The sequence below is a fragment of the Gilliamella sp. M0364 genome (assembly GCF_016100565.1).
GTDB classification, from domain to species: Bacteria; Pseudomonadota; Gammaproteobacteria; order Enterobacterales; family Orbaceae; genus Gilliamella; species Gilliamella apis.
On the sequence record NZ_JACFSF010000001.1, the window covers coordinates 162,747 to 175,385 of the forward strand.

The following is a 12,639-nucleotide window of genomic DNA, read 5'->3' on the forward strand; positions in this document are numbered from 1 at the left end:
AAAAATAATCATGATTAATGTTGTTATTTATACGGCTAATGACTAATATTAATGATAACTAGTTTTATAAATTATATTTTTTGAGGATAGGGATGAGGATATGATGAAATACAGTTTATTGTTTTTATCGGTGTTAAGTTGTTTAGCATCTTCTGCTTATGCGACTTCCGCGAAAGCTAATGTCGAAGAGCGTTGTCACGCATTGGCAAATTTGAAATTAGAGAATGCTAAAGTAGTAAGTAGCGAAATAATTGCCGATCGTTTTTCACCAAGTTCTAAATTGGCTGATACTTTAAGAGGTGCTAAAGCTAAAGAAATTGTTGATTTACCGCAGATTTGTCGCGTCGAATTATCCATTGAACCGGCTATTAATGTCGAAGTTTGGTTGCCTACTAATTGGAATCAGCGATTACAAGCAATAGGTGGTGGTGGATATGCAGGATTTATACCATTTGATAAATTAGCCGTAGCGGCTAAAAATGGTTATGTTGCTGCCGCTACAGATACTGGACATACAGGTAATTTAGTGGAAGGCAAATTTGTCTTTAAAGATGGTAAATTACAGGCCGATTCGATAACTGATTTTGCTTATCGTAGTGTACATGAGATGACTGTAAAAACCAAACAAGTCATAGCGTCATATTATGGTCAAGCTGCTAATTATGCATATTGGAATGGTTGTTCAACTGGTGGAAGACAAGGGCTAATGGAAGCACAAAGGTATCCGGCTGATTATGATGGTTTGTATATTGCAGCACCAGCAATCCATTGGGATAAATTTGTACCAGCAGAAATATGGCCTCAAATTGTTATGCAACAAGAGCTAGGTAAACCGATCGATAACGATAAACTGGAAAAAGTTAGAAAAGCGATTATTGAACTGGCTGATGAAAAAGATGGTATTAAAGATGGCCTAGTTAGTGATCCAGCAGCAGTAGAAATCAGCGATGAATTGCTAAATAAAGCAGGACTTGATAAGGACGAAGTTCTCACACTAAGAAAAATTTGGCAAGGACCAACAGATCAAAATGGCAAATCTTTATGGTTTAGCATTGAACCGACTGCACCACTTGATGTTTTAGCTAGTAATAAAGGGCCTTTTCCTATTCCAGAGGATTATTTAAAGTATTGGATTAAACAAGATCCTAATTTTGACTGGAAAACATTAGGTTACAGCGGTTTTGATAACTATTTTAATGAATCAGTAGAGTTATTCCGTCCAATAATGGGAACTGATAATGCCGATTTGAGCCAATTTAAAAAATTGGGTGGCAAAATGATTATTTGGCATGGTTTGAATGATCGCCTGATCGCACCGAAAGGAACAATTCAATATTATAATAATGTATTGAAGATTATGGGCGGTAAAGATTCAGTCGATGATTTTGCAAAACTCTACCTAGCTCCTGGTGTTGATCATTGTAATGGTGGTGATGGCCCAGATAAAATTAATGGTTTTGAGTCGCTCGTTAATTGGGTTGAGAAAAAACAAGCGCCAAACAGATTAACTGCCCAAAAAATTGAAAATGGTCAGGTTACCATACAACGTCCTTTATGCCAATATCCACAAAAAACGATTTATCAAGGTAAAGGGGATACGAATAATCCTGAAAACTTTATCTGTCAGTAATTAAATCATTAGCTAACCAATATATTTGGTTAGCTTTTTTATCCTTGCAAAAATAACTATTCAAATAATGACTAATTTTGCCGTTTTCTCGCTCGACAAATCGCTTGATGATTATCATCCGCCCACTGTATTAATGTGTTCATTGGTTTAAGAAATGATATACCAAGCTCAGCTAGAGCGTACTCTACACGAGCAGGGACTTGTGCATAAACGGTTCGAGTAATATAGCCATCTTTCTCAAGTCTTTTTAATGTCCGTGACAGCATTTGCCGTGATATATCGCCAATTTCTCTATGTAAAGAATTAAATCGCTTCGCATTATGTTCTAATGATTTTAGAATTAACAGACTCCATTGATCGCCAATTCTATCGAGAACATCACGAATAGGACATGGATGGTCAAATTCAAATAGTTCACTTTTTGTCGTTTTAGCCATTGTCATAATTATCGTTATCTCGTTTGCCTAAACAGATTAAGTCACATTGAGTTGACCTAGTCATATTTATGTTACTTATTGTTTAATTTAATTTTTATTGTTACTATCTAAGTGGTCTACATTATAGACTAATAAAGCATTATAAAAAGAGTTTATCTAAATTAAAATAGAAATTGGAGTTGGTATGAATGTAATTAAAAAAAGCTTTGTTATTGGTATTTGTTTGTTGAGTTTTACTGGTATTGCCGTTGCAAAAGATCTAAAGCAAAGAAATCTTGCTCAAGAGGAAGAAAATCGTACACTGGTTATCAATTTTTATAATAACTTCTTTAATAAGCATCAAGTGGCTGAGGCAACTAAAACGCTGTCTGAAGATTATAAACAACATAATCCCTATGTTGCTAATGGTAGAGCACCTGCGATTACGTATTTCGAAGGCTTCTTTAAACAAAATCCACAATCAAGTAATACTATAATTCGTTCATCAGTAGAAGGCGATATTGTATGGTTACATGTACATTCTAAAATCAATAATGATGATCTTGGTAAAGCGGTGGTTGATATATTCCGAGTTAAAGATGGAAAAATAGTGGAACATTGGGATGTGATCCAAAATGTACCAGAGCAGGCAGAAAATAATAATACGATGTTTTAATGATTGATTCGATAACTTATAAGCGATTTAATGGCGCTTTTTTATATTCAATTGAATTAAATTAATCGTCATCACCTTAATTGTTATTAATCTAGACATTTTATGCTAATCAATGTTATTGAAATTAGCTTTTATAAAGCCCTTATAAAGAAGGGCTTTGTTTTATATGTTTTATTATTCGTTAAGATAATTTTCAATAAAATCGAATTTACGAGCTACATAAATCATATCTTGAAATTGTTGTTGTGCTGGTTGATCCGTTTTTTCGATCCATGCCTTAACTATAGGGTTATCTTTAAACGTTGGGTCAGATGCATAAGCATATAAATAGGTTTCAATGACCTTAATTTCAGTAAATTTTAAATCAACTAAATAATGATAAGCCGCCAATAATCGCTGAAATAATTGAGTTGATTTTTCATTAGGTAATGAAATATGCTCACTTTGCATATTGGTAATTAATTCATCGATATAACTATTCGCATCAACATGATAAATTGTTCTATTTAAAAATAGTGCTTCGGCTAATTTATCAGCGGCATCTTGAGTTATTTTTGCCTTTTGTTCTGCCGTTAATCTTGAGTTGCTTTTAATTGTTTGCGGCCCATTTTTAATCGCTTTCTTGGCTTCAATTTCACTTCGTGATGGATTGACATCAGGGTCATATTTTATTACAGCTATAATCGCCGCTGTGTTAACTAGAATTTTAGTTGCATCTAACAAAGTAGATTTATTGTTTATCATTTCAACCATTTTAATTCTCAAATTTTTATATTAATGTTATAGATTATAAATCGTTTTTCATAGGTAAAAGATCTGCTTCACGCAATTTCAATTCCACATTATTCATAGTTTTAATATCATCATTAATATTTTGTCTATTAGGAAAATGATCAAATAAAATAATGACAGTACCAACATGCTTATTCTCTTTTATAATTGGTATTAATTGATAAACTTCTGGATAATCTTTATGTTGTAATGGACTAGGTATGTAAGCCATTAAAGATAAGTTTATACGTGGCGGAAAGATATAAATTGAACTAGGAATTTCTCTACTATTCATAGTAATAAAGTTATGGCTAAATTTTTGTGCTAATCCAGTTATAAACGATGCCATTTTATCAATAATTTGTTTACTTTCAGGTAAATCAAAAGAAAAACCAACGGAAGATGTACCCGCCTGAAAACCTCCGATAGCTTTGTATCCGGAATAGAACATCAGATTACAATTAGATAATTTTTGACTATCGGCAAAACATAATAAAACACTGCCTCTTGTGTCGATTTGTTTACAAGCACGTGATAGTTTTTTTAATCCATATTCGGTAAATCCTTCAGAACCATAAATTAAAGCTTTAGCCTTACCTTTGGCTGTACTTCGAGTTGGATACCAGTGGGCATTGTCATCTATACAGTGTTGATAAATATTTAATATGTCATGTAGTTGTTGATTAAGATCGGTAAATACAATTTGCTGCTTTCTAGGAAGATGAATTTTAATATCAAATTGCGTCATGTTTATTTCCATGTAAACATCCTTATTTTTTATCTTTCATTTTTACAAATTAATCATAACATTATTTATCATTAAAAATGAAAGTAGTTTTACTTATTATTTTTTAATTTAAATAAGCAAAAATTTGGCGATTAAAAAGGTTTAACTAGATTATTTAGTCTGTTTTTAATTGAGTTTGTAGTAGTCAATATTGATGTTGCTAGCTTACTTTTAAATCTTCTATAAATAATATTTAACTTTTAAAATGAAAATATATTTTTATATTTTTGCTTTTATTTTGAAAATTTGAGAGCTTCGTCACAATAAAATTTGTTTCAAAAACTATACTAATAATACGTAGCGTAAAGTTACGAATATTGCAGTAAATAGAGAAAAATTATGGTTTCAAATCTTTTTAAGAATATTTTTCTTTGTATTGTATTTTGATAGTTGCATGATGATAAAGAATAAAAGATTGGATGATTTATTCTTTCCTATAAGGTTAATTATCATGCTTGAAATTAAGGAGCTCTTTCTATGAAAAAAATATCTAAACTCTTTTTTGTGTGTTTTCTATTTTTTTTCACTTTCGGCGCACATGCTAAGCAATATCATATAGGTGTTTCATTATTAACCCAACAACATCCTTTTTATATCTCATTAGCAGATGCTATAAAACAAAAAGCTCAACAGGAAAATGTTGATTTATCACTATCCATCGCTAGCCAAGATCTTAATAAGCAAATTTCAGACATTGAAGATTTTATTATTAAAAAAGTGGATTTAATTATTTTATCACCAGTTGATTCAAAAGGTGTACAAGCTGCAATTATGAAAGCTGAAAAGGCGAATATTCCAGTTATTACTGTTGATGTTCCTGCCATTGGCGTCAAAGTAGTTAGTCATATTGCGACCAACAATTATGCTGGTGGTGTTACTGCCGGTGAGTTAATGGGGAAATTATTAAACGGTAAAGGAACGGTTGGTGTTATTGATTATCCTATGGTGCAATCAGTTGTTGATCGTGTTGATGGATTTAAAGAAGGATTGTCTAAAACTCCAGACGTCAAGATAGTGTCTATTCAAACAGGAATTACTCGTGCAGAAGCTCTTGTTGTTGCACAAAATATGTTACAAGCATACCCAGACTTAAATGGAATTTTTGGTTTTGGTGATGATGCTGCATTATCAGCGGTTATCGCGGCGAAATCTGTTAAAAATAATGATATAAAAATCATTGGTTTTGATGGCATGGATGAAGCAAGAAAAGCTGTAGATAAAGAAAAGACATTCGTAGCTGTAATTCAACAATATCCAAATAAATTAGGTGAAATCGCTGTAGCTACTGCAATTGACTATTTAAATGGTAAAAAAGTCGATGAAGTAATCCCAGTCACCCCTGGTGTATACACAGGAAAAGAATAATTCATAATAAGGGATAGGGTAATATCTATCCCTTCCACAAGGAATCAACTAATGAATAATATCATTTTATCTGTGGATTCTATTGCCAAAAATTTTGGTCCGATTCAAGCTTTGAAAAATGTTAGTTTAGATATCTACCAAGGTAGAGTTCATACGCTATTGGGCGAAAATGGCGCAGGAAAATCTACATTAATGAAAATTCTAGCCGGAATTTATCCGCCAAGTAGTGGAACAATTACTTATCAAGGCAATGTTATTACTATAAAGAATCCAACAGAATCAAGAAAGATAGGGATTGCTATTGTTTTCCAAGAATTGAGTTTAAGTAATAACCTAACGATTGCTCAGAATATTTATGCCAATAATGAACCAAATAAATACGGCATTATCTCTGATAATCAAATGATTAAAAATTGTAATGCATTGTTTGCTGAGTATGGTATCAAATTGAATCCAGCACAAATTGTTGGAACCATGTCTATGGCGCAACGGCAATTGGTTGAAATTGCAAAAGCACTTAGTTATGACGCGAAAGTATTAATCATGGATGAACCGACTTCATCATTAAGTGATAATGAAGCAGAACTACTCTTCAATATAATAGAGAAGCTTAAACAGAAAGGTGTTGCCATTATATATATTTCGCACCGGATGGATGAGATCATGCGTATTTCTGATGATATTTCTGTTATGCGTGATGGCGAGTATATTGCCACCCATCAAAAAAACGAAACCACCATCGATGAGTTGATTGCTGAAATGGTTGGCCGTGAAGTACAAAATATTTATCCACCAAAATTACCACATCAAATTCAGGATGATCCACCTTTATTAGAAGTTAGAAATTTAGATCATTCTAGAGAATTCAAAAATATTAGCTTTAAGGTGCATTCTGGTGAAGTAGTTGGCTTTTTTGGTTTAGTTGGTGCCGGTAGGTCAGAAGTGATGAAAGCGTTGTTTGGGGTAACTAAATACCAAGGTGAGATTTTTATTTCAGGTAAAAAAGTCAATATTAATTCACCAACTCAAGCCATTGAACATGGCCTTGCTTTCGTTACCGAAAATCGTAAAGAAGAAGGCTTGGTTTTGATGCATGATGTTCATTCAAATATTAATCATATTGCCTTTCAATATGAGCCATCTTTTATCATCAATAATAGAAAAGAATTATTAAATTCGACTAAATATATAAAAAAGATGGCTATTAAAACCAATAATCCATTCCAAGTAACCGGTAGTTTAAGTGGTGGTAACCAACAAAAAATCGTTATTGCCAAATGGTTAGTGAAGCCACCTAAAATTTTGATTTTAGACGAACCAACTCGGGGAATAGATATTGGTGCCAAATTGGAAATTTATAAATTAATAAGAGAACTATCATCAAAAGGTACTGCAATCATTATGATCTCATCAGAACTACCCGAGGTGATGTCTATCAGTGATCGTCTATTTGTTATGCGTAATAAAAAAATTGTAAAGGAATTTAATACTGAAGGGTTAACTCAACCAGAAGTAATGAATATAGCAACAGGAGCATCTGCATGAATACTAAAGAAAATACCTCGATGAATAATAGTAATTTTAAAGAATCTTTTTTTAAAGTATTCCGTCAATATGGGGGAATTGTTATCGGGCTAATTGCTTTATTCATTCTGTTTTCATTTATGAATAGTAACTTTTTAACGAGTACCAACATTATGAATATCGTCTTGCAAGTATCAATTATTGCGATTACTGCATTTGGTATGACATATGTATTGTTACTTGGTGATATCGATTTATCAGTTGGTTCAACTATAGCGTTAACAGGTACATTAGCGGCACTTGCTTTACTTTGGGGATTACCATTTTATCTTGCTATATCTATAGCCTTGCTACTTTCAATTGTTGTTGGTTTTATAAATGGTAGTTTAACGGCTCTTGCTGGTATTCCATCGTTTATTGTTACTGTGGCAACCATGGGGATTTTCCGCGGAATTGCTTATATCATTACCGATGGTAAACCCGAGATGATTATGGATGATGTATTTCTTGAATTAGGTAATGATGATATTTTTTCAATTCCTAATCCAATATGGGTGCTATTAATATTGTTATTAGTCAATCATTTTATCTTATCTAAAACGACATTTGGCAGAAAAATTTATATCACTGGTGGCAACAAAGAAGCCGCTGTTTATTCTGGAATTAATGTTAAAAAATTAAAAATACAAGTTTTCATGATAACTGCATTAATGGCAGGAATTAGTGGATTATTGTTAGCATCAAGACTCTATTCAGGTCAACCAAGTACCGCACAAGGTTATGAATTAGATGCTATTGCTTCAGCTGTTTTAGGTGGAACAAGCTTAAATGGTGGTCACGGCACAATTATTGGAACAATGATAGGCGCTCTAATCATCGGTGTTATTAATAACGGTATGAACTTAATGAACATTCCTTATTTTTATCAACTAGTTGTTAAAGGATTAGTCATTCTATTAGCTGTATATATTGATGTTCGTAATAAGAAAAACAGAGTTTAAATGGAGTTGAATTAATATGAAAAAAATATTTACACTAGGTGAAATTGTTGTCGAAATTATGGCTAACCAAAAAGGGCAATTATTTACTCATGATGGACTATGGAAGGGCCCATTTGCCAGTGGCGCTCCAGCAATTTTTATCGATCAAGTGGCGAAATTAGATGAACCAGCAGCGATGATAAGTTGTGTTGGTAATGATGGCTTTGGTGAGTTAAATATAAAAAAACTGGCTGATGATGGTGTTGATATCTCTCATATTAAAGTTATGGATGACCAAACTACGGGAAGCGCATTTGTAACTTATCATGAGGATGGTAGTCGGGATTTTATTTTTAATATAAAAAATGCTGCTTGTGCTCTGATTAATGAAGACATGGTAAGTCAAAAGATTTTAGAAGATTGTGATCATCTTCATATAATGGGGTCTTCATTGTTTTCTAAACAAATTCTTGATACCGCTAAAAAAGCTATAGCTATAGTTAAACAAAATAAGGGTATCATTTCCTTTGATCCTAATATCCGCAAGGAAATGTTAAATCTGCCTGGCGTGAAAGAGGCGCTGTTAGCAATATTACAACAAACCGATATTTACTTACCAAGTGAAAGTGAAGTCACATTATTAACCGATACGGATAATGAGAAACAAGCAATCGATTATTTTTTAAATAATGGTATATCGTCTATTGTTATAAAAAAAGGTGATAAGGGAGCGAGTTATTATTCAGCAAGTGAATCTTTTGATGTGCAACCTCATTTAGTTAGCGAAATAGATCCGACTGGAGCCGGGGATTGCTTTGGTGGCGCATATGTTGCTTTAATTCATAAAGGTTTTACAGCCCAAAAAGCCTTAACTTATGCTAATGCTTGCGGTGCATTGGCGGTGACAAAACAAGGACCAATGCAAGGTACGTCAACATTAGAGCAGCTTGAAAAATTCCTACAAAAATAGTTTATTTCAATCATGATTAAGCCCCTAATTTGAAGTGACCCCCAATAGTTGGACAACCAATTACTGGGGGGCTTTTTAATTAACTTTTCGATAGAAAACAGTATATTATATTAATAATAATCAATAATTTTTATATATTGTTTTACGCCTTCAGCAATCAATAATATTGAAAGTAGCTACCAAAATTTCTGTTTATTTGAGTGACGTTGTCACTAATTTTAGGGCGAATCTTAACTAAAATTAGCTTACAATACCAAATAAAAAAATCTAACTAAATAATAGTTTATATCAAAGTATTCAAGGTATTACTGTTTCTAAGAAATCAATAATAAACTCCTTGTATTAATGATATTTTTAGTAAATATATTATTGAAATAAATTACTTAACTACTACTAACGCTCAGCTAGTCAAATAAGCATGACTGATATCATATTTATTTGCAGGAATTCTAAATTAATTTTAGTTTTTCATTGAGTTTTGATAGATAACGCTATCTTTATTGACACTAGATTGTTTAAATGAACAATTAGTTATCTGCTGATGATATTCTGCCATTGTTGAGTTAGAAAGAATGATGACATCAATTTGTTGAAGAGAAGCGAATCCAAAAGTATCATTTTCTTCAATTCGACTGGGTAGAAGTGCGATGCGACAATTAGCGTTGTTTAATAATAATTGATATCCTTCCATCAATTGACCATTAGATATAGCAATTTCATCATCGATGTTGATTGCCTCTATTTCAAATATAACAGTAGATAATTCATATTTAGTTAAGATCGTTTGCACATCTTTTTTATCAAAATTGGTATATTTTTGATTAAATACTCCTCCAATTAATACTATTTCTCCTTGAATATAATCTTTTGCTAACATAGCAAAACTTAAATCATTTACAAGCAATGTGAGATTTTTCTTATTATATAAATATGGTATCAGTTTGCTAGTTATCCTGCCATTTAATAAACATACTGTATCACCATCATTAATGAATGATAAACATCGCATAATCAAACTAATATCTGAGTAAGAGTTATTGGCTTCATTGTTTGAGTCGAGATGAGATTTATCAAAATTATCTTTTGGCTGTAAATATATAGCTCCGCCGAAGGATCGCTTAAGATAACCTTGTTGTTCTAAATAATTTAAATCTTGTCGTATTGTGACACCCGATACATTTAATAATTCAGATAATTCATCAACTTTAACTTCACCTTGTTTTCTAACTATTTCGGCAATATCTAATCGTCTTTTTAACAGTGAAGTATTTACTTTAGCCAATTTTATTTACCTCTTTAAAAAATTATGTATTAATAATTTCTGCAAAAGCAGATGATGAAATACTTTTTCTAATAAAACTTAAATTTATGATCTATTGCTCATTACTAAACCAGCGATAATCCTTATTGTTAGCTGTATAATCAATTGTTAATAATGATGTTTCTATAAAATAATATAAAACAGATTATCTTACTTATATTATTACAATGTTAAAATATTAAATATATATTTAGCTCTATTATCTGCATTATTATTTTTTTATAAATGTTGAACTAATGTTAGTTAGGGGCAAATAAAAGTAGCTGCTTTATGATTAAAAAATTAACCAATATACAAATCCATAACAATACAATCATTATTGATGGCCATGACAGTAAAGTTCATATAGATGGAACTTGCTTAGAGGCAGCTCTATTAACAGCTGAAAATAATATTTTGTTATTTGTTACTTTTGATTGTCCATTTGAAGAAATTTTAGCTATTTATTTATTCGATTTACAACAAAATCGAATAATTGATAAAGCAATGATATATCAAATGTATTATACAGGTTTTTTCAGTGATTTAGTGATTGTTTCAGAAAAAAGGCTTTCTTTTGAATTTATGATCGAAGGCGGTTGGACCTTAGCGTTATTTGATAAACCCAAAAAATCGTTAAGTCATTTATTACCCTTGTCAGTGGTGAAGCGTCCTTTTTCATTAACAAGATACTTTAGTCTAAAAAGAAATGTTTAATCCTAAACTAAAATTGTTAGACTCCAGTTCTTTGCTCATTTATAAATAAAAATCTTGCTCTAATCTAATTTGTCTATTAACCATTTCGATGAGGACATCGAAATTATCCATTAGCATAAAATATATAATCTTTTAATAATATTGCTACGCTTTAAAAGATGATAGTACTTATCTGGTTAGGTTAATAAATTCAGTTAAGTTGATAATGGAGAGAATTAAATGCCAAGTATTACAATTTATACTTCAGAAAACCATAAGATTGAAAATGAAGCTTTTTCTGAATTTTCAATTTGTTTAAAACAGTTAACCCAAAAAGTGTTGAAAGCCAAAGATGATAATATACACATAGCTTATTTAACAACTGATATCGGTTATGGAAGACCGATCTATTTTGAAGCCAAATTAAGAAAAGAAATTTTTCGTAGTGAAGAGGTGATGAAAACCTATTTACATCAGGTTGATTTATTAATTGAAGAAAAAATGGCTGTTAAAGCCAGAATTCGTTGTTTTATGTATGACGTCGACTATATATTTGCTAAAAATTAAAGGTTTCTAACTATGAATAACGAATTTTCAAACAAAGAACTAGGAAATATTTTAGTTACAGCAATTAGTGATGGTTACTTGGATGTTAACTTTGATTTACTGGCAAATATTGATTTTGCAGAGTGTGAAAGAATCCAGCGAAATGCTCATCAAAAAAAACTAAATGCCGTGCATATCAATACATTTTTAGTTCAAAAACAAGGAATGAATATTCTAATTGATGCTGGTGCTGGTGGAGTAAAAGGTTGGGGAGGAGAATTAGTTAATAATTTAACTAAACTAGGTCTTAAAACTACAGATATCGATGCTATCCTATTAACTCATGCTCATCCAGATCATATTGGTGGTTTGCTTACTTCTAAGGGAGAAGTTGTTTTTCGAAATGCTAATTTATTGATTAGTGAAGATGAGTATAATTATTTGCAAGATGAAAAATCTTTTATAGCTGCTTCAGAACGTGTAAAAAATAATATTATTTTAGCTCGCAATGTTTGCAAACAGTATCAAGATAGATTGGGTTTCATTAATAAAAATCAGGTATTTTCTAATATATTTGCTATTCCTCTACCAGGCCATACACCTGGGCATACAGGTTATAAAATTGTTGGTAGTAAGCAAAGTTTATTAATTTGGGGGGATATTGTCCATTTCCCATATATTCAATTATTAAAACCAAATGTCTCTATTGCTTTTGATTATGATCCGAAATTAGCAACAGAAACACGTTCCCAAGTGCTAAAAATGGTTTGTCGCGATAACATGCTTATTGGTGGTATGCATTTTGGACCTAAAGGTTTCGGTTATATCAAAAAAAATCGAACAGGATATGAAATAGTTATAGATGATTGATTAAGTATGGTTATTTATCAAAATGATTTTTTCATTGAATTAATAGGTTAAGTATTTTTATATTAACTGTAATGTGAATTAGCGTTATTTTATAAATTCATATCCATT

General features: G+C 31.4%; 13 protein-coding genes. 9 read left to right on the forward strand and 4 right to left on the reverse strand.

The window, feature by feature from the left end; genetic code table 11:
* The first annotated feature begins 100 nt into the window (after nucleotides 1-100).
* Nucleotides 101-1,630, forward strand: coding sequence for a tannase/feruloyl esterase family alpha/beta hydrolase (locus tag H3U96_RS00780; protein ID WP_065578800.1), 1,530 nt, complete (start codon nucleotides 101-103; stop codon nucleotides 1,628-1,630).
* 71 nt (nucleotides 1,631-1,701) lie between these two features.
* Here the strand turns inward: H3U96_RS00780 and H3U96_RS00785 are convergent, their stop codons facing one another.
* Nucleotides 1,702-2,067, reverse strand: coding sequence for a helix-turn-helix domain-containing protein (locus H3U96_RS00785; RefSeq protein ID WP_198195296.1), 366 nt, complete (start codon nucleotides 2,065-2,067; stop codon nucleotides 1,702-1,704).
* 184 nt (nucleotides 2,068-2,251) lie between these two features.
* Here H3U96_RS00785 and H3U96_RS00790 point away from each other — a divergent pair, with 184 nt between their 5' ends.
* Complete coding sequence (locus H3U96_RS00790) at nucleotides 2,252-2,722, forward strand: ester cyclase (RefSeq protein ID WP_065578798.1); 471 nt, start codon at nucleotides 2,252-2,254, stop codon at nucleotides 2,720-2,722.
* A 174-nt stretch (nucleotides 2,723-2,896) separates the two neighbouring features.
* Here the strand turns inward: H3U96_RS00790 and H3U96_RS00795 are convergent, their stop codons facing one another.
* Both H3U96_RS00795 and H3U96_RS00800 read right to left on the reverse strand, forming a co-directional pair.
* Entirely contained in the window at nucleotides 2,897-3,466 is a 570-nt protein-coding gene (locus H3U96_RS00795) for a hypothetical protein (protein WP_165601667.1), read from the reverse strand.
* 43 nt (nucleotides 3,467-3,509) lie between these two features.
* Nucleotides 3,510-4,253, reverse strand: a complete 744-nt coding sequence (locus H3U96_RS00800) for an Imm52 family immunity protein (protein WP_198195297.1) — start codon at nucleotides 4,251-4,253, stop codon at nucleotides 3,510-3,512.
* A gap of 504 nt (nucleotides 4,254-4,757) precedes the next feature.
* Here H3U96_RS00800 and H3U96_RS00805 point away from each other — a divergent pair.
* Genes H3U96_RS00805 through H3U96_RS00820 form a run of 4 tightly spaced genes read left to right on the forward strand, consistent with a single transcriptional unit; the run spans nucleotide 4,758 to nucleotide 9,119 of the window.
* Nucleotides 4,758-5,645 (forward strand): substrate-binding domain-containing protein, encoded by an 888-nt coding sequence (locus H3U96_RS00805; RefSeq protein WP_065578795.1) that lies wholly within the window; start codon nucleotides 4,758-4,760, stop codon nucleotides 5,643-5,645.
* 51 nt (nucleotides 5,646-5,696) lie between these two features.
* On the forward strand, nucleotides 5,697-7,190 hold the full coding sequence (locus tag H3U96_RS00810) for a sugar ABC transporter ATP-binding protein (protein ID WP_065578794.1): 1,494 nt from the start codon (nucleotides 5,697-5,699) through the stop codon (nucleotides 7,188-7,190).
* Nucleotides 7,187-8,170: an ABC transporter permease gene (locus tag H3U96_RS00815; protein ID WP_198195298.1), complete on the forward strand. Its 984-nt coding sequence runs from the start codon at nucleotides 7,187-7,189 to the stop codon at nucleotides 8,168-8,170. Before H3U96_RS00810 ends, H3U96_RS00815 begins: the two co-directional genes overlap by 4 nt.
* Nucleotides 8,171-8,186: 16 nt before the next feature.
* Nucleotides 8,187-9,119: a sugar kinase gene (locus H3U96_RS00820; protein ID WP_086360968.1), complete on the forward strand. Its 933-nt coding sequence runs from the start codon at nucleotides 8,187-8,189 to the stop codon at nucleotides 9,117-9,119.
* A 460-nt stretch (nucleotides 9,120-9,579) separates the two neighbouring features.
* Here H3U96_RS00820 and H3U96_RS00825 read toward each other — a convergent pair whose 3' ends face one another.
* Nucleotides 9,580-10,401 carry a DeoR/GlpR family DNA-binding transcription regulator gene (locus tag H3U96_RS00825; RefSeq protein ID WP_065651155.1) on the reverse strand — a complete coding sequence of 274 codons (822 nt, stop codon included), beginning with the start codon at nucleotides 10,399-10,401 and terminating at the stop codon, nucleotides 9,580-9,582.
* A 309-nt stretch (nucleotides 10,402-10,710) separates the two neighbouring features.
* On the opposite strand from H3U96_RS00825, the gene H3U96_RS00830 reads away from it, so the two are divergent.
* The 3 genes from H3U96_RS00830 (at nucleotide 10,711) to H3U96_RS00840 (ending at nucleotide 12,531) form a co-directional block, all read left to right on the forward strand.
* A complete protein-coding gene (locus H3U96_RS00830) occupies nucleotides 10,711-11,136 on the forward strand; it encodes a hypothetical protein (RefSeq protein WP_198195299.1) in 426 nt (141 codons plus the stop codon).
* A 219-nt stretch (nucleotides 11,137-11,355) separates the two neighbouring features.
* The gene (locus tag H3U96_RS00835) at nucleotides 11,356-11,682 is read left to right on the forward strand and encodes a hypothetical protein (protein ID WP_086360970.1); all 327 of its coding nucleotides are present in this window, start codon (nucleotides 11,356-11,358) and stop codon (nucleotides 11,680-11,682) included.
* A gap of 12 nt (nucleotides 11,683-11,694) precedes the next feature.
* Nucleotides 11,695-12,531 (forward strand): MBL fold metallo-hydrolase, encoded by an 837-nt coding sequence (locus H3U96_RS00840; RefSeq protein ID WP_086360971.1) that lies wholly within the window; start codon nucleotides 11,695-11,697, stop codon nucleotides 12,529-12,531.
* The last annotated feature ends 108 nt before the right edge of the window (nucleotides 12,532-12,639 follow it).